Here is an 18,692-nt window from a genome sequence, read left to right on the forward strand (position 1 = left end):
GCTCGATGCGCCGCTCTTTCTCCCTCGCGGCCCGGAGTACAAAACCCATGACGCACAGAGTCTGTTCCCCCAAGGCAAGCGCATGGCTACTGGCAGCGCTAATGATTTTTTCTGAAGAGGCAACCATGGCAAGCATTCTTAAACTGGCGGATCCGTCGGCGTTGGCCGGCACGTGGCTGGCCACGTTGGATGCCGCGCAAGGCCCGGACGCATTGCCCGTCGGTGCGTCGAATGAATGCTCGATCGACCTTCGGCCAGACCGGACGCTCGGCGCTGGCGCGCCGTGCATTGCCGCCTGGCTTGGTGAGCAGGTAACCGGCTGGTTCCCCGAACCGGACGGCATTGCAATAACCGGCAAGGAAGGCTCAAAAATCCTGTTCTTCAGCCGCCAGCACGAAGGGTTATATCAAGGCATGTTGCAATCAGGTCAGCGCATTACTTTCGAGCGGGTGACGCATTAACCGCTTAACGGGTTAATCGGTAACTCCCGACACTTTATCGATCACCAAACAGTGGGGGTTATATATAACCAGACACTGTATCGACCGTGTGCGGACAAACCATTGGAACTTCGCCCAGGCGTGGCGATGAATATCAGCTCAGGAATAACCCATGAAGATGGCGAAGGCCCAAGCCACCGCACCATTAATCAAGGCGTTGGGAGACTATAAGAGCCTCTTGATCAGCGTTGGTTGTTTTACCGCCCTGATCAATATTCTGATGTTGGCGCCCTCTATCTACATGCTGCAAGTCTATGACCGGGTACTGTCTTCTCAAAATGAAACCACGCTGGTCATGTTGTCGCTGATGATCGTTGGGTTCTTTGCCTTTATCGGTTTGTTGGAGGCGGTTCGCAGCTTCATTGTTATCCGTGTCGGCAGTCAGTTGGAGCGGCGGTTTAACCTGCGGGTGTATCGGGCGGCGTTCGAGCGCAACCTGTTCAAGGGCGAAGGTCACGCCGGACAGGCGTTGGGGGATCTGACGCATATTCGTCAGTTCGTCACCGGCCCGGCGTTGTTCGCGTTCTTCGATGCACCGTGGTTTCCGGTGTACCTGTTGGTGATTTATCTGTTCAACGTCTGGCTCGGCGTCTTTGCCACGGCAGGGGCGCTGCTGCTGATTGCGCTGGCCTGGCTCAATGAATCCATGACCAAAAAGCCGCTGGGCGAAGCTGCCGTGTGTTCCCAGCAATCCAGCCAACTTGCCACCAGCCACTTGCACAACGCCGAAACCATTCAGGCCATGGGCATGCTGGGGGCGTTGCGCAACCGCTGGTTTCAGGTGCATTCCCGCTTCCTCGGCCTGCAGAATCAGGCCAGCGACACCGGCGCGGTCATCAGCTCCTTGAGCAAAACCCTGCGTCTATGCCTGCAGTCGCTGGTGCTGGGCCTTGGCGCGTTGCTGGTGATCAAGGGCGACATGAGCGCCGGCATGATGATTGCCGGTTCGATCCTGATGGGCCGCGTGCTGAGCCCTATCGATCAATTGATCGCCGTGTGGAAGCAATGGAGCGGTGCCAAACTCGCTTACCAGCGCCTCGATGCTTTGTTGCAAGCTTACCCGTCCAGCGACGAGGCCATGGCGCTGCCGGCGCCGAAGGGCCAGATCACCTTTGAACAGGTCAGCGCGGGACCACCGGGACAACGGGCGGCGACCTTGCACCAGGTCAGTTTCAGCCTGGCCGCGGGTGAGGTGATGGGCGTGCTCGGTGCGTCGGGTTCGGGCAAATCGACACTGGCGCGGGTGCTGGTGGGTGTCTGGCCGACGCTCGGCGGGACGGTGCGGCTCGACGGTGCGGACATCCATCGCTGGAACCGCGACGACCTCGGGCCTTACATCGGCTACCTGCCACAAGACATCGAATTGTTCAGCGGCAGCATCGCGCAAAACATCGCGCGTTTCCGGGAAACCGATCCGCAAAAAGTCGTTGCCGCCGCGCAGCAGGCCGGGGTTCATGAACTGATCCTGCGCTTGCCACAAGGCTACGACACCGTGCTTGGCGATAACGGCGCAGGCCTTTCGGGCGGGCAGAAACAACGGGTGGCGCTGGCGCGGGCACTGTACGGCCAGCCGAGCCTGGTGGTGCTGGATGAGCCCAATTCCAACCTCGACACCGTAGGCGAAGCGGCGCTGGCCGGCGCCATCGCGCAGATGAAGGCCCAGGGCACCAGCGTGATACTGGTGACCCATCGTTCCTCCGCGTTGGCCCAGGCTGACAGGTTGCTGGTGCTCAACGACGGACGCTTGCAGGCGTTCGGTGCGAGCCAGGAGGTGCTCAAGGCGCTCTCGGGGGCTCAGCAGTCCCAACAGCAAAGACCCGCGCCAGTGTCGGGCGGGCTCAGCATGAGCTGGCAGTCTCAGCCGACGACAAGGAGTTCCGGCGTATGAGCAGCACCCACTTGATCCCTCAAAACGAAACGACGATGGAGCAGGGCTACCTGGCCGAACGGCCTGAACGCGACGCCCGTTACTTCGTCCGCCTTGGCTGGCTACTGGTGATCGTCGGCGCCGGCAGTTTCTTTACCTGGGCCAGTCTGGCGCCCCTCGATCAGGGCATCCCGGTGCAAGGCACGGTGGTGGTGTCGGGTAAGCGCAAGGCCGTGCAGTCGATGAGCAACGGCGTGGTCAGCCAGATTCTGGTACGTGAAGGTCAATGGGTGACACAGGGTCAGCCGTTGTTCCGGCTCGACCAGACCCAGGTCGGCGCAGACGTGCAATCACTGCAGGCGCAGTACCGCATGGCCTGGGCCAGCCTTGCCCGATGGCAAAGCGAGCGGGACAACCTCAAGCAGGTGAATTTCCCCGCCGAGCTGAGCAACGATCCCGACCCGCGCCTGGCGTTGGTGCTGGACGGTCAGCGTCAGTTGTTCAGCAGCCGCCGCGATGCCGTTGCCCGCGAGCAGGCCGCCTTGCGCGCCAGCATCGAAGGCGCCGGGGCGCAACTGGCCGGCATGCGCCGTGCCCGCACCGACTTGAGCGCCCAGGCCGACTCCCTGCAGCAACAGCTCAGCAATCTGACGCCACTGGCGGAAAACGGCTACATCCCGCGTAACCGGTTGATGGAGTACCAGCGGCAACTGTCGCAGGTGCAGCAACAGTTGGCGGAAAACCTTGGTGAAAGCGGCCGGGTGGAGCAGGGGATTATCGAATCCCGCCTCAAGCTGCAACAGCACATAGAGGAGTACCAGAAAGAAGTGCGCACGCAACTGGCCGATGCCCAGCTCAAGAGCGTGACACTGGAAGAACAACTGACTTCTGCCGGCTTCGATCTGCAGCACAGCGAGATCCTCGCCACGGCTGACGGTGTTGCGGTGAATCTGGGTGTGCACACGGTGGGCGCCGTGGTGCGTCAGGGGGAAAGTCTGCTGGAGATCGTGCCTCAGGACACGGGACTGGAGGTGGAAGGGCGCCTGCCGGTCAACCTCGTCGACAAGGTCGGTCCGCACCTGCCGGTGGACATCCTGTTCACCGCCTTCAACCAGAGCCGCACCCCGCGTGTACCGGGCGAAGTCAGCCTGGTCTCAGCCGATCAGATGGTCGACGAGAAAACCGGCGCACCCTATTACGTGCTGCGCAGCAGTGTCAGCGATCAGGCCATGGAAAAACTCAATGGCCTGGTGATCAAGCCCGGCATGCCGGCGCAAATGTTCGTGCGCACCGGTGAGCGTTCGCTCCTCAACTATTTGTTCAAACCGCTGCTCGACCGGGCAGGCTCCGCGTTGACCGAGGAATAAGGATGTTCGGCTGTATGAATAAGCTTTCCTTGCTCGGGGCCGCATTGATGCTGCTCGCGGGTAACCCGGCCGTGGCGGCCATGGGGCCGTTCGAGATTTATGAACAGGCAATACGCAATGATCCGGTGTACCTCGGGGCCATCAAGGAACGCGATGCAGGCCTCGAGAACCGAGTCATTGGCCGTGCCGGATTGCTGCCGAAACTGGGTTACAACTACAACAAGGGCCGCAACAGCTCCAAGGCCACTTACCTCAACGAGCGCGGGAATAACCAGAGTGATGACCGCCATTACAACAGTTACGGCTCCAGCCTGACCCTGCAACAGCCGTTGCTCGACTACGAGGCTTATGCGGCGTATCGCAAGGGTGTCGCGCAATCGCTGTTTGCCGACGAAAACTTTCGCGGCAAGAGCCAGGAATTGCTGGTGCGGGTGCTGGACAGCTACACCAAGGCGTTGTTCGCCCAGGACCAGATCGACATCGCCCAGGCCAGGAAAAAAGCCTTCGAACAGCAATTCCGGCAGAACGAGCAAATGTTCCGCCAGGGCGAGGGCACGCGCACTGACATTCTCGAAGCCGAATCTCGCTACGAACTGGCCACCGCCGAGGAAATCGAAGCGCGCAACGAACAGGATGCCTCCCTGCGTGAACTCGGTGCGCTGATCGGCGTGCCGGCGATCGACATTGCCGATTTGGCCCCGCTGGATCAACACTTCCAGACCTTCACCCTGCAACCGGCCAATTACGACACCTGGCATGAGATGGCCGTGGCCAACAACCCCAACCTCGCGTCCCAGCGCCAGGCGCTGGAAGTGGCGCGCTACGAGGTCGAGCGCAATCGGGCCGGGCACCTGCCGAAAGTCAGCGCCTACGCCACGGTACGCCAGAACGAATCGGAAAGCGGCAACACCTACAACCAGCGCTACGACACCAACACCATCGGTATCGAAATCAACGTACCGCTGTACGCCGGCGGGGGTGTTTCGGCATCGACCCGCCAGGCTAGCCGTGCGATGGAGCAAGCCGAGTACGAACTGGACGGCAAGACCCGGCAAACCCTGATCGAGTTGCGTCGGCAGTTCAGCGCCTGCCTGTCGGGCGTGAGCAAATTGCGCGCCTACCAGAAAGCCCTGGTCTCCGCCGAAGCGCTGGTGGTCTCGACCCGGCAAAGCATCCTCGGCGGCGAGCGGGTCAACCTCGATGAGCTGAACGCCGAACAACAACTGTTCACCACCCGCCGCGACCTGGCCCAGGCCCGTTATGACTATCTGATGGCCTGGACCAAATTGCATTACTTCGCCGGGACCCTGAGTGAGCAGGATCTGGCCAGGGTTGATGAAGCATTCGGGCAAGGGCCGGGAACCCGATAGCGTTCGTATCCGCGCAACAGATTTGAGCACTGGAGGCTCCGGGGCGCCTCGCGATCGAGGGGTTCCGGCTGTGAGCTATCTCTGACAATTCCAACAAAGAGAGAGGCAATACCCATGGGTGTGTACGACTACAAGAACCTTGGTACAGCAGACGCCAAAGCGTTGTTCACCGACGCGATGGCAATCACGCTGTATTCCTATCACAACCTCGATAACGGCTTCGCCACCGGTTACCAGCACAATGGTTTCGGCTTGAGCCTGCCCGCCACGCTGGTGACGGCGCTGATCGGTGGCACCGACTCCCAGGGGGCGATTCCCGGCATTCCCTGGAACCCCGACTCGGAGAAAGCCGCACTGGACGCCGTGAAGAAAGCCGGTTGGACACCTGTCACCGCCGCACAGTTGGGTTACGACGGCAAAGTCGATGCCCGGGGAACCTTCTTCGGCGAAAAGGCCGGCTATACCAGTGCCCAGGTGGAAATCCTCGGCAAATACGATGCCCAGGGGCATCTCACGGAAATCGGCGTCGCCTTTCGCGGCACCAGTGGCCCTCGTGAAAGCCAGATCAGTGACTCCATCGGCGATGTCATCAATGACCTGTTGGCGGCATTGGGCCCAAAGGATTACGCAAAAAACTATGCGGGTGAAGCGTTCGGCAAGCTGTTCGCCGACCTCGCGGCGTTTGCCCAGGCCAACGGGCTGTCCGGCAAGGATGTGCTGGTCAGCGGCCACAGCCTTGGCGGGTTGGCGGTCAACAGCCTGGCGGATTTGAGTGGTGAAAAATGGGGCGGTTTCTTCCAGGATTCCAACTACATCGCCTATGCCTCGCCGACGCAGGGCAGCAGCGACAAGGTACTGAACGTCGGCTACGAAAACGATCCGGTGTTCCGCGCACTGGATGGCTCGGCATTCAACCTGTCATCGGTCGGCGTGCACGATGCCAATCAAGCCTCGGCCACCAATAACATCGTCAGTTTCAATGACCACTACGCGTCGACCGCCTGGAATCTGCTACCGTTTTCCATCCTCAACATCCCGACCTGGATCTCCCACTTGCCGACCGGTTACGGCGATGGCATGACCCGGGTGCTGGAGTCCGGGTTCTATGACCTCACCAGCAAAGACTCGACCATCATCGTTGCCAACCTCTCGGACCCGGCACGGGCCAACACCTGGGTCCAGGACCTGAACCGCAATGCCGAGACCCACAAGGGCAGCACCTTCATCATCGGCAGCGACGGCAATGACCTGATCCAGGGCGGCAAGGGCAACGACTATCTGGAAGGCCGCGATGGCAATGACACCTTTCGCGATGCCGGTGGCTACAACATCCTGTCGGGCGGCAAGGGCCACAACGTGCTGGATTTGCAGCAATCGGTGAAGAACTTCGATTTTGCCAACGACGGCGCCGGCAACCTGTACATCCGCGATGCCAATGGCGGCATCAGCATTACCCGTGACATCGGCAGCATCGTGAGCAAGGAACCGGGCTTTTTATGGGGGCTGCTCAAGGATGACGTGACCCACAGCGTCACCGCCAACGGACTGGCGGCCGGCAACCAGCTGACTCAGTACGTGTCGTCGGTAAAGGGGGGCGCGGGAAACGATACGCTCAAGGCACAGGCGGACGGCAATTGGTTGTTCGGTCTCGACGGCAATGATCATTTGATCGGTGGCAAAGGTAACGACGTGCTGGTCGGCGGGGCTGGCAACGATCTGCTGGAATCGGGGGGCGGGATCGATACCTTCCTGTTCAGCGGCGCGTTTGGCCACGATCGGGTGCTGGGCTATCAGGCGAATGACAAACTGGTGTTTCTCGGGGTGCAGGGTGTGACGCCGAACGACGATGTGCGGGCCCATGCCACGGCAGTGGGGCAGGATACCGTGCTGAGCTTTGGCAATGACTCGGTAACGTTGGTCGGGGTTGGACTGGACAGTTTGTCGGGGGCGGGAATTGTGATCGCCTGAGGGTGATTGGGCGCCTGTAAGGGCCTCTTCGCGGGCAAGCCCGCTCCCACAGGCCGGTGATGACCTGTGGGAGCGGGCTTGCTCCGGGCGGCGTTCCGACGAAGAACGAAAATGCGGTATTCAGTCTTCCTTGCGAATCGTGGACACTTCGTCAGCCTTGACCTTGACCTTCGCCCCGGAAATATCTTCGAATTCGAAGAAGCCATCCTTGGTTTTGGTTTTCGGCATGTCCTTGGTCAAATACTGGGTGCCGTTCTGCAGGGTCACAACGGTTGGCGTCGAGCAGCCGGTCAGCATCATGAACGCTGCTGCTGCCAAGGGATAACCCAGAGTCTTGATGTTCATAACCGCCTCTAAAACACTTCAAAAATTCGTTGCGACTGTCGCGCACGACAGCACCTCTATTGCGGTTGGTGCCACGTAAGCGCAGAAAGTTCGATGGATCGAAAAAATTAACTGACAGCCCCCTCCACCCATCCTTTTCCGATTGCGCCGGGCAGGGTGTTGCTGGTATCTGTACGCATAACCAGTACTCGCTCGCCATGGTCCATTTACCCGTGACTGCAAATCCTCTCGACGATCCGTTCTATTACCTCAACAATTTCATGCAAGTGCTTGATTGGCTTGAGCATCGTTACGGCGATGTGCTGAGCGTCGAGGAGAAACGGTTCATTGGCGGCTTCAATGACCTGTCCCGTGAATCCCGGGCGCTACTGGTCAGGATGGTGATGCGCAAGGGCATTCATTTCAGGCGCAGCAAACTGCATTACGCCGAAATCGGTGACATCGCCAGCGCCGCCGAACCCCTCGTGGCACTGGGCTGGCTCGATGAGCAATCGCCATTGTCGGTCGAGGCGCTGTTCGAGGTATTGCTCAAGGCCGAAATCGTTGAATGCCTGGGCAGCGCCATCGACCAGCCCAAGGGCAAAAAGGCTGAGTGGTTACCGGCGCTGATCGAGCACTTTCCCGAGACGCGCAGCTTTGATCAATGGTGCCCGTCGCTGAACGACCGCTTGTTCAGTTTGACCATCATGGACCTGTGCGATCGCTTGCGCCTGATGTTTTTCGGCAATCTTTACCAGGACTGGTCCGAGTTCGTGCTGGCCGATCTTGGGATCTTCACCTACGAAAAGGTCGAATTCTGCGCCGATTCCCGGGGATTACGCAGTCGCGAGGACGTGGATGCCTGCCTGTTCCTTCACCAATGCCAACAGCACTTCGAGGCCGGCGAGGCGGTGGCCGGGATCGTCGAGCAGATCAACGGGTTGACACTGGGCAATCCGTGGCTGCAAAGGCGTCGTGAGAAACTGCTGTTCCAGATCGCCCAGCACTGCGAACGCCTGGCGGATTTCTCCACGGCGCTGGCGTTGTACCGTCAATGCGCCTACCCCGGTGCACGCCAGCGGTTGATCCGCGTGCTGGAACGCTGCGAGGAATACGAACTGGCCCTGGAGCTCGCCACCCAGGCCGAACAATCGCCACAAAGCGCCGCCGAACATCAGCAGGTGTTGCGCATCTTGCCCCGGTTGCGACGCAAACTGGGCGGGCCGCCGGTGAAACGCGCGTCTGCGCGGGAAATGCTGCGTCTGGAGCTGCAATTGCCCCGGACCGACCCGGTGATGTCGGTGGAGTATTACGTTCAGGCGCATCTGGCCGAAGATTCGGCACCCGTGCATTACGTTGAAAACAGCCTGGTCAACTCACTGTTCGGCCTGCTGTGCTGGCCAGCCATTTTCGCGCCGCTGCCGGGGGCCTTTTTCCACCCGTTCCAGCGCGGCCCGGCGGACCTGCTCAACGAGGATTTCCATGAGCGACGGGTTGAGTTGTTCCAGGCCTGTCTGGCCGAGCTCGACGATGGGCGTTACCAACAAACCATCCGAAAGCGTTACGTCGAAAAATGGGGCGTACAGTCACCCTTCGTATTCTGGAACGTACTGAACGACGAATTGCTGGAACAAGCCCTGGACTGCCTGCCGGCCGAGCACCTCAAGCACTGGTTCAACCGGCTGTTGCTCGACATCAGGGCCAATCGCGCCGGGATGCCGGACCTCATTCAGTTCTGGCCGCAGCAAAAGACCTACCGCATGATCGAAGTCAAGGGGCCGGGGGATCGCCTGCAGGACAACCAGCTGCGCTGGCTGGAGTTCTGTCATGAACACCACATGCCGATTGCCGTGTGCTACGTGCAATGGGCGGAGCAGGGCGCTTGAGCTACAGCATCGCGGTGCGGGCACTGTGTGAGTTCACCGCCAAGGCTGGCGACCTCGACCTGCGCTTCACACCCTCGCCGACCGCCCTGGAGGGCATCGTCGGGCATCGCACCGTGGCCTCCCGGCGCAGCGAGGGCTATCAGAGCGAAGTGGCGCTGGAAGGCCTGTACCAGAATCTAACCGTCAAGGGCAGGGCGGATGGCTACGATCCCGCGCAAAACTGCCTGGAAGAAGTCAAAACCTACCGTGGCGATTTGAGCAAACAACCGGCCAATCACCGCCAACTGCACTGGGCTCAAGCGAAAATCTATGGCTGGCTGATGTGCCGCAAACTTGAGCTTGCGCAGATCGATCTCGCGTTGGTGTACTTCGACATCGTCAGTGAAAAGGAAACCTGCCTGGTCGAGACCTTCAGCGCCACACAGTTGCAGCAATTCTTCGAGCTGCATTGCGCACTGTTCCTGAATTGGGCCGAGCAGGAAATGGTCCATCGCGAGGGGCGAAATCGGGCGGCGCAAGCGTTGGCGTTTCCCCATGCCGGCTTTCGACCGGGCCAGCGTCATCTCGCCGAATCGGTGTTCAAGGCCGTCAGCACCGGCCGCTGCCTGATGGCCCAGGCGCCGACGGGGATTGGCAAGACCGTTGGCACCTTGTTCCCGATGCTCAAGGCCCTCGCGCCGCAACAACTGGACAAGGTGTTCTTCCTCACGGCGAAAACCCCGGGGCGCAAACTGGCACTGGACGCGGCACAGGTGATCCTTGAAAGTGCCGATGCACCGCCCTTGCGCGTGCTGGAGATGATTGCCCGGGACAAGGCCTGCGAGCATCCGGACAAGGCTTGCCATGGGGAGTCCTGTCCATTGGCCCAGGGTTTCTACGACCGCCTGCCGGCTGCACGTCAGGCCGCCAGTGAAGTGAACCTGCTTGACCAGGATGCATTGCGCCGGATCGCCCTGGACCATGGAGTATGTCCGTACTACCTGAGCCAGGAAATGGCCCGCTGGGTCGATGTGGTGGTTGCCGATTACAACTATTACTTCGACTTCAGCGCCTTGCTGTTCGGGCTGGCACAGGCCAACCAATGGAAAGTCGCGGTACTGGTGGACGAGGCCCACAACCTGGTGGAGCGCGGCCGTCAGATGTACAGCGCCAGTCTTGATCAAGCGACCCTCAATGCCGTCCGAAAAAACGCTCCCGAGCCGTTGAAAAAGCCCTTGCAACGGGTCAATCGCGAATGGAATGCCTTGCATGATCAGCAACAGGGCACCTATCAGGCTTATGACAAGGCCCCGGAAAAACTGCTCCAGGCGCTGTCATCCTGCAGTGCCAACATCGGCGACTACCTCAACGATCACCCCCAAGGACTGGACAGCACGCTCCAGGGCTTTTATTTCGACCTGTTGCAGTTCAGCCGCGTGGCCGAGCTCTTCGACGAACACTTCCTGTTCGATATCAGCAAACGCGACCTCGAGCGCAAACGACAACTCTCGCAGCTGTGCCTGCGCAATGTGGTGCCAGCCCGCTTCATCGGGCCTCGCCTGACAGCGGCACGTAGCACCGTGCTGTTCTCGGCGACACTCAGTCCGCGTCACTATTACGCCGATCTGCTGGGGACACCGGCGAATACGGTGTGCATCGACGTCGAATCGCCGTTTGACGCCGACCAGCTGCAAGTGCATATCGTCAACCGGATCTCCACCCGGTTCGCTCATCGCCAGGCGTCCGTGGCGCCGATTGTCGAGTTGATCGCCAACCAGTTCAGCCAGCGCCCCGGCAACTACCTGGCGTTTTTCAGCAGCTTTGATTATTTGCAGCAAGTGTCGCAGTCACTGGCCGAACGTCATCCAGGGATCAACCTGTGGTCGCAGTCCCGAGGCATGGCAGAAGCACAACGCCAGGAATTTCTCGACCGGTTCACCGAAGGCGGCGAGGGCATCGGTTTTGCGGTATTGGGCGGGGCATTCGGCGAAGGCATCGACTTGCCCGGCGCACGGCTGATCGGAGCGTTCATCGCCACCCTGGGGCTGGCGCAATTCAATCCGGTCAACGAGCAGATAAAAGGCCGCATGGCCGCGATCTTCGGTGCCGGTTACGACTACACCTACCTGTTTCCCGGTGTGCAGAAGGTGGTGCAGGCCGCCGGAAGGGTGATTCGTACGCAACAGGACCAAGGGGTGGTGATGCTGATCGATGATCGCTTTGGCGAGAGCAAGGTCAGGCAATTGTTGCCGCGCTGGTGGTCGATCGAGCAGACGCTTTTTCATTCGGCGACGTAGGAATATTTACTTTAAAAAACATCGACATATCTTGAGAAGTTCATTCATTTGATCAAATAGCGAAAGCACACTTTATTGATAGGGCTGGTGATCGGATCACCCAACTTTTTGATAAGGAAATCAACCCATGTCGCAAACATCGAAATACACGTACACCGCTGACCAGGTCACTGCTGCATTCAGTGAAATAAGCGCAACACTGTTCAACGGCAAAACGGTGGAACCCATCCCCAAGCTACTGGCTGTTGTCGGGCTGGAATCTTCAGGTAAAACCTACCTGCTTGAAAAAAACCTCCTGCCAACGCAGCGCTACACCAATTACGTTCGTCTGTACCTGCCGCAATACCGCAAGAAACACCCCCAATATGAGGAAATGATCAAAGAGGGCGTCTTGCATGCTTATGAACACACGGAATCGTTTGTGCGGGAAGTCTGCAGAATGATCTTCACCAAGGCCTTCACCGGCAAATACAACATCATCATGGAGTCGGCTTTCGACACTATCGACCTCGTATCCTTTCCGCCCTTGGCGACGGCCAGCGGATATCAATTCGAGACTCACATCGTTGGTTGTACTCAGGAGTTTGCCCACGTGTCGAGTTTCAAAAGGGCGCTCAAAAGTCTGGAAAACAATGAAATGGAAAGGTTTCTCTCCGTGTCGAAGCTGGATGCGAGCATGAGCCATGCCAAAGCGATTCTGGTTGCCCTGGAAAATGCGGCGAAGGCGATCAGTGGCTCCCGAATCAACCTGTACGAGCGCGGTTTCGGGGCGTTGAAGGAGCGGACTCAAGTTGCCCAGAGCACGTATTCAAAAGCCGCAGACGGTAAAGTCACCACTACGACAACCAAGGTCGATTTTTCGTACGACGCCTACTCCAGCATTATCGAGAACCACGTTTTCGCGGTGAGCGATCGTAATGAAATGATTAAGGAGTGCCAGTTGGCACTGTTCCAGGCGGCGATTCATGCCGAGAAAGTTCCGGACTTCGTCTATAACGAGCTGAACGCCTACATCGTCAAATACGTCAATCGATAGCGCTTGCCCGGCTGTCCAAACGGCTAATCTGTCGCATACTCCAGACATACAATTCTGATGCGAGAACTCAATGAGCGAGGATCGAAGCAAAGTGGGCGTCAGCGAGGAAACGCGCTTTCGCCTGCTGATCGATGCGGTGGTCGATTATGCGATCTACATGATTGATCCCGACGGCATCATCACCAGCTGGAACGCGGGCGCCAGGCGATTCAAAGGGTATGAGGAAGCCGAGATTCTCGGCCAGCATTTCTCCCGTTTCTACACCGAACAGGATCGCCAGGCCGGTTTGCCGCAACGGGCGCTGGACACGGCGATTCGCGAGGGGCGTTTCGAAGGCGAGGGCTGGCGTGTGCGCAAGGATGGCACGCATTTCTGGTCCCATGTGGTGATCGATCCGATCCGCGATCCAGAGGGCAGGCTGCTGGGTTTTGCCAAGATCACCCGCGACCTGACCGATCGCAAGGCCGCCGAAGAAACCCTCAAGCAAAGCGAGCAGCAATTTCGTTTGCTGGTGCAAAGCGTCACCGATTACGCCATCTACATGCTGGGCCCCGATGGCCGCGTGACCAACTGGAATCCTGGCGCCCAGCGCATCAAGGGCTACTTGCCCGAAGAGGTCATTGGCCAGCACTTTTCGATGTTTTACACCCCTGAGGATCGCGCAGCCGGCGAGCCGTTTCGTACCCTGGATATCGCGACGCGCGAAGGGCGGTTCGAAAACAAGGGCTGGCGCCTGCGCAAGGACGGTACGCGGTTTCTCGCCCATGTGGTGGTGGACCCGATCTGGGGCGATACCGGCACATTGCTCGGTTTCGCCAAGATCACCCGTGACATCACCGAGGCCGCACAAGCGCAGCAGGCCCTGGAGAAAACCCGCGAGGCGCTGTTCCAGGCGCAGAAAATGCAGGCCATCGGCCAACTCAGTGGCGGTATTGCCCACGACTTCAACAATCTGCTGACCGTTATCCTGGGCAATCTGGAAATCGTCCGCAAACGCATAGGCGACGATCCGCGATTGACCCGTTTGCTGGATAACGCCACCCAGGGCGCCTTGCGGGGTGTATCCCTGACCCAGCGCATGTTGGCGTTTGCCCGACGGCAGGAACTCAAGGCCGAACCCATCGAAATACCGAAGCTGGTGGAGGGCATCACCGGTCTGCTGCGCAGTTCCCTGGGGCCGACGGTGAAAATCGAAACCTGTTTTACGCCAGAGCCCGAGCCGGTGCTGGCCGACGTCAATCAGCTGGAACTGGCGGTTCTCAACCTGGCGACCAATGCTCGCGATGCGATGCCCAAGGGCGGCACCATCGTGCTTGGCACCCGCTCGGAAGTGGTCCTCGACCAGCCGCATACAACGCTGGCGCCAGGGCGTTACGTGTGTTTTTCCATCACCGATACAGGGATGGGCATGGACGACGTCACGCTGTCTTCGGCGACGGACCCGTTTTTCACCACCAAGGGCGTCGGCAAGGGGACTGGCCTGGGGCTGTCGATGGTGCATGGCTTTATCGAACAAATGGGCGGGCGCTTCATACTCAAAAGTGAGAAGGACAAAGGCACCACCGCCGAACTCTGGTTGCCCGTGGCCAGGGTCGGATCGGTGGCCGAGCGGCAGGGCACGGAGCTGGCAGCACCGCAGGTTCCACGGCTGAATGTATTGGTGGTCGATGACGACAGCCTGGTATTGACCAGTACCTGCCTGTTGCTGGAAGACCTCGGACACCACGTCTGCATTGCGGAATCCGCCGCCCAGGCGTTGCAGTTGCTTGAAAGCGGGCAGCACTTCGACCTGGTCATCACCGATATGGCCATGCCTCAAATGAACGGCGCGCAACTGGCACAAGCCATCCAGATCATGAACCCAACCCTGCCGATCATCCTCGCCACCGGTTTTGCGGAGCGGCTGGATGGCTTTGCGACCCGACTTCCGCGTTTGTCCAAACCCTTTACGCAAAAAAACCTGGTGGAAATCATTGCCTCGACGATGAAGTGAGCCGACGGTTGTGCTGCTCATAGCGCGCCAGCATTGGCTGGGTGCTGATGCCGTGCAGCAGAATGCTCAGCGCGACCACTGACAGCGTGAGGTCGGTGCACAGGCTGGCCAGCGCTGGCGCAAGCTCGTGATTCAAGGCGTAGAACAGGTAGTAAAAGCTACCGATGCCGCGAATCCCGAACCAACCGATCAACAATCGTTGCCGGCCGTTCAGCAAACGACCCCATGGCACCAGTGCGACGCTCAGGGGACGAATCACGCAGAACAGCGCCAGGGAAATCGCCAGCGCGCGCCAGTCCCAGTGGCTGACCAACACCACCCCGAGCAAGGTCACCAGAAACACTTCCATGGCCCGTTCGACCAGACTGCCAAAAGACAACATGTCGCCGATCATGATCCCGGCGGCAACCTGCGTGTCCTCCAGGTGTTCCACATCGCCGTGCACGGCATCGTCAGGTTCGACATTCTGGTGGCCGACAACCGGTTGCACCAGATGCTCGGCGGGCGGCTGTGCATCTCCCGTCGAATTGACCTCAGCTCCCCGCAGGCCCAGGCCCGCGGCAAATACCGAGAGAAAGCCGTAGCCGTGTACCGATTCCGCCGCGACATAGGCCAGGGCAATCAGGGCGAATGTCAGGTAATCATTGGGGGAGAAGGTACTGTCGGCATTGCGGATACGCATCGACAGGGTCAAGCGGCCGATACCGCGCCCCATGCAGTAACCGATCAACAGACCGGCGGGCACGGCCCACAACAGGCGCTTGAGTGCCCAGTCATCCAGCCAGGCGCTGGAGGAACCACTGCCTTGTTGCAGGAACAGTAGAGCGAGAATGACAAACGGAAAGGCGATGCCATCGTTGAGCCCCGCCTCGCCCGAAAGCGCGAAACGCACCGGGTCGTCATCCTTGGCGTCGTTGACCTGCACCAACGAAGCCAGCACCGGGTCAGTGGGCGCCAGAATCGCGCCGATCAGCAACGACGGTCCCCATGGGAGCTCGAAGGCAACGTGCAGCAGCAGGCAGACACCGGTAATGGTCAGGAGCATCACCGGCCCCGCCAGACCGAACGCCACCCGCCACTTGCGATCCCTGAGCGGCAGGCGCAGTTTCAGTCCACAGACAAACAAGGAGAACAGCACAGCGACTTCGGTCAGGTGCTCCATCCAGAAGGCGGCGTCCTGAATATCCAGCCTGAGCCAGGCCAAACCTGCCGGCCCGATGGCCACCCCGAGCGCCAGGCACACGGCCGACGTGGTCACCGGCAGCCAGCGCAGGTATGACGAGGTGAGTGCCAGTGTCAGCAACACGGCACCCAACACCGCGACCCAGGCAATGAAGCTCATGGCCGGGGGGCATCACACAGATACTCCGGCGTCACTTCTTCTTCCATGCGGATATCTGTCCGCGCGAAGTTGGTTGAGTGCACGGTTTGAAGAGCTGTGCGGACATGACGACCTCCAGATATCAAAGGACCGCCCAGGCCGTAATGCGCTTTTGTAGGAGCGAGCCTGCTCGCGATGGTCGTTGACGAATACGCGTGGTTACTGGCTAAACGCGGCGCTCTTGAGTCCATCGCGAGCGAGCTCGCTCCTACAGAAACAGCATTACGCCAGGGCGGGGCTCATAAGCTGTGGAGCGCTGGAACTGTCCGCGGGTTCCATTTTGATGCGGCGTCAGAGAATCGGCTTGCCCCCGGTCACGCCAAAGCGTTGGCCGGTGATGTAGCTGCCTTCGTCCGAGGCCAGCAGGACATAAATCGGCGCCACTTCCACCGGTTGGCCAGGGCGCCCCAGCGGCGTGTTGCCGCCGAAGTTCTGTACCGTTTCTTGCGGCATGGTCGAGACAATCAGGGGTGTCCAGATCGGGCCCGGCGCCACGCTGTTCACGCGGATGTTCTTGGGCCCGAGCATTTGTGCCAGGCCCGCGGTGAAGTTGGCGATTGCCCCTTTGGTGGTGGCATAGGCGAGCAGGGTGGGGTTGGGCATGTCCGAATTGACCGAGCTGGTATTGATGATCGAACTGCCGGGCTTCATGTGTTTCAACGCAGCCTGGCAAATTCTGAAAATCGCGGTGATGTTGACGTCGAAGGTCATCACCCATTCTTCGTCGGAGATGTCTTCAAGGGTCTCGTGGGTCATCTGGAACGCGGCGTTATTGACCAGCACGTCGATACGACCGAAGCGTTCGACGGTTTTCTCCACCAGTGCGCGGCAATGCACCTTGTGCGCCAGGTCACCGGGCAGCAGCAGGCATTGCCGGCCTGCCTGCTCGACCCAACGCGCGGTTTCCTCGGCATCGTCCTGCTCATCGAGGTAGGCAATGGCGACATCCGCGCCTTCGCGAGCGAAAGCGATGGCGACTGCACGGCCGATACCGCTGTCACCGCCGGTAATCAGGGCAATCTTGCCCTCCAGGCGTCCCGAGCCTTTGTAGCTTTGTTCGCCACAGTCGGGATAAGGGTCCATTTTTCGTTGCGAGCCGGGGACAGGCTGGTGTTGTTTGGGGAAGGGTGGTTTTGGATAGTCGGTCATTTTCAATCTCCGGGCTCAAGGAGGATTCAAAAGGTTGACCGTGGTGTTTTGGCGTGAGTTCGGTTGGATTTGCAACACACAAATCCCTTGTAGGAGCTGGCTCGCCAGCGAAGGCGGCGGCACAGCCAACATCAGCGTTGACCGACAAACCGCTTTCGCTGGCAAGCCAGCTCCTACAGGGGGTACATCAACGTGGTGGATCAGGCCTTCAGGTGACGCAAGCTGCGCTCCATGCGGGCAATCCCTTCTTCCAGCAACGACCGTGGGCAGCCGAAATTCAGGCGCACGAACTGTTTGCAGTCATCACCGAAATCCACACCGGGGCTCAAGCCGACCCTGGCCTGTTCGAGGAAGAACTGCTGCGGGTTGTCCAGCCCCAACGCCGTGCAGTCGAGCCATGCCAGGTAGGTGCTTTGCGGCACGTTCATGGTGATGCCCGGCAGGCGGGTGCGCACTGCGTCGACCAGGTAATCGCGGTTGCCTTGCAGGTAAGCGCTCAGCTCGGCCAGCCAGGGCCCGGCTTCGCTGTAGGCGACACGGGTGGCTTCCAGGCCCAGCGGGTTGACGCTGTCGACCATGCCACAACGGGCGTGGTTGACCCGCTCGCGCAGGTGGCGGTCCTGGATGATCATGAACGAGGTTTTCAACCCGGCGATGTTGTAGGCCTTGCTGGCCGACATCAGGGTGATGGTGCGTTGGGCGACTTGTGGGCTCAGGGTCGCCATCGGAATGTGTTTGCGCCCATCGAAGCACAACTCGGCATGGATCTCGTCAGAGATGATCCAGGCGTCGTGCTCCTGGCAGATGTCGGCGATGGCTTGCAGTTCCTCGCGGGGGAATGCCTTGCCCAGCGGATTGTGCGGGTTGCTCAGCAGTAGGGCGCCGCCACCTTGCAGCGACCGGCTCAGGGTTTGCAACGGCGTGGCGTAGGTGCCGTCCGGCTGCGCGTCGAAATTCAGCTCGACCTTGTTCAGGCCCCAATGGCCCGGCGCATGGCGCAGTGGTGGGTAGTTTGGAACCTGCACCACGACATTCTGTTGTGGCTGGACCAGCGCCTTGAGCGCCATGTTGAAGCCCGATTCAACCCCCGGCAGGAAGATCAACTCCTGCGGCTCGACGCGCCAGGCGTACTTGTTCCACAGGTCGGCAACGATGGCTTCGCGCAAGTTGTCCGGGGCCACGCTGTAGCCGACCATCGGGTGTTCCAGGCGCTTTTGCAGGGCCTGGATGATCACCGGCGGCGCGGCAAAATCCATGTCGGCGACCCACATCGGCAACACATCGGCCGGGTAGCGGCTCCATTTGGTGCTGCCGGTGTTGTGGCGGTCGAACACCTGATCAAAATCGAAAGTCATGCGCGGTCTCGTGAAGGCGGGGTTAATCATGCCCGCCATGATAAGCGCCAATCCCTGTAGGAGCGAGCCTGCTCGCGAAGGCGGCGTGTCAGGCGATGTATTGTTCATTGGTGTACATATCCAATTCTGCGGTAACGGCGGCTGGCGGTTTCGCCCTTACGGCGAGTCACTTGGAAAAGCGCCAAGTAACCAAGCGCTCTTGCCCCTGTCGTTCGGTGCC

Annotated in this window: 13 protein-coding genes; 9 read left to right on the forward strand and 4 right to left on the reverse strand. The window is 59.9% G+C overall.

Annotation, left to right across the window (positions count from 1 at the left end):
• The first annotated feature begins 47 nt into the window (after positions 1 to 47).
• From GPL81_RS23125 to GPL81_RS23145, 5 genes are all read left to right on the forward strand, one after another.
• Entirely contained in the window at positions 48 to 461 is a 414-nt protein-coding gene (locus GPL81_RS23125) for an AprI/Inh family metalloprotease inhibitor (RefSeq protein WP_160108587.1), read from the forward strand.
• A gap of 151 nt (positions 462 to 612) precedes the next feature.
• Positions 613 to 2,388, forward strand: a complete 1,776-nt coding sequence (locus tag GPL81_RS23130) for a type I secretion system permease/ATPase (RefSeq protein WP_160108588.1) — start codon at positions 613 to 615, stop codon at positions 2,386 to 2,388.
• Positions 2,385 to 3,734, forward strand: coding sequence for an HlyD family type I secretion periplasmic adaptor subunit (locus GPL81_RS23135; RefSeq protein ID WP_160108589.1), 1,350 nt, complete (start codon positions 2,385 to 2,387; stop codon positions 3,732 to 3,734). Before GPL81_RS23130 ends, GPL81_RS23135 begins: the two co-directional genes overlap by 4 nt.
• Before the next feature lie 2 nt (positions 3,735 to 3,736).
• The gene (locus GPL81_RS23140; protein WP_160108590.1) at positions 3,737 to 5,104 is read left to right on the forward strand and encodes a TolC family outer membrane protein; all 1,368 of its coding nucleotides are present in this window, start codon (positions 3,737 to 3,739) and stop codon (positions 5,102 to 5,104) included.
• 114 nt (positions 5,105 to 5,218) lie between these two features.
• On the forward strand, positions 5,219 to 7,072 hold the full coding sequence (locus tag GPL81_RS23145; protein WP_160108591.1) for a polyurethane esterase: 1,854 nt from the start codon (positions 5,219 to 5,221) through the stop codon (positions 7,070 to 7,072).
• Between the two features lie 120 nt (positions 7,073 to 7,192).
• Here the strand turns inward: GPL81_RS23145 and GPL81_RS23150 are convergent, their stop codons facing one another.
• Positions 7,193 to 7,417, reverse strand: coding sequence for a YgdI/YgdR family lipoprotein (locus GPL81_RS23150; protein WP_096511360.1), 225 nt, complete (start codon positions 7,415 to 7,417; stop codon positions 7,193 to 7,195).
• A 197-nt stretch (positions 7,418 to 7,614) separates the two neighbouring features.
• On the opposite strand from GPL81_RS23150, the gene GPL81_RS23155 reads away from it, so the two are divergent.
• From GPL81_RS23155 to GPL81_RS23170, 4 genes are all read left to right on the forward strand, one after another.
• Positions 7,615 to 9,282 (forward strand): VRR-NUC domain-containing protein, encoded by a 1,668-nt coding sequence (locus GPL81_RS23155; protein ID WP_160108592.1) that lies wholly within the window; start codon positions 7,615 to 7,617, stop codon positions 9,280 to 9,282.
• Positions 9,279 to 11,558 carry an ATP-dependent DNA helicase gene (locus GPL81_RS23160; protein ID WP_160108593.1) on the forward strand — a complete coding sequence of 760 codons (2,280 nt, stop codon included), beginning with the start codon at positions 9,279 to 9,281 and terminating at the stop codon, positions 11,556 to 11,558. Before GPL81_RS23155 ends, GPL81_RS23160 begins: the two co-directional genes overlap by 4 nt.
• A gap of 127 nt (positions 11,559 to 11,685) precedes the next feature.
• A complete protein-coding gene (locus tag GPL81_RS23165) occupies positions 11,686 to 12,594 on the forward strand; it encodes a zeta toxin family protein (RefSeq protein WP_160108594.1) in 909 nt (302 codons plus the stop codon).
• A 70-nt stretch (positions 12,595 to 12,664) separates the two neighbouring features.
• Complete coding sequence (locus GPL81_RS23170) at positions 12,665 to 14,587, forward strand: hybrid sensor histidine kinase/response regulator (RefSeq protein ID WP_160108595.1); 1,923 nt, start codon at positions 12,665 to 12,667, stop codon at positions 14,585 to 14,587.
• Here the strand turns inward: GPL81_RS23170 and GPL81_RS23175 are convergent.
• From GPL81_RS23175 to GPL81_RS23185, 3 genes are all read right to left on the reverse strand, one after another.
• Positions 14,565 to 15,929 (reverse strand): cation:proton antiporter, encoded by a 1,365-nt coding sequence (locus GPL81_RS23175; protein ID WP_160108596.1) that lies wholly within the window; start codon positions 15,927 to 15,929, stop codon positions 14,565 to 14,567. The two genes, GPL81_RS23170 and GPL81_RS23175, sit on opposite strands and share 23 nt — an antisense overlap.
• A gap of 330 nt (positions 15,930 to 16,259) precedes the next feature.
• Complete coding sequence (locus GPL81_RS23180) at positions 16,260 to 17,117, reverse strand: SDR family oxidoreductase (protein ID WP_160108597.1); 858 nt, start codon at positions 17,115 to 17,117, stop codon at positions 16,260 to 16,262.
• A gap of 200 nt (positions 17,118 to 17,317) precedes the next feature.
• Entirely contained in the window at positions 17,318 to 18,472 is a 1,155-nt protein-coding gene (locus GPL81_RS23185; RefSeq protein ID WP_160108598.1) for a MalY/PatB family protein, read from the reverse strand.
• Positions 18,473 to 18,692 lie beyond the last annotated feature (220 nt).

The organism is Pseudomonas izuensis (genome assembly GCF_009861505.1).
Classification (GTDB): domain Bacteria; phylum Pseudomonadota; class Gammaproteobacteria; order Pseudomonadales; family Pseudomonadaceae; genus Aquipseudomonas; species Aquipseudomonas izuensis.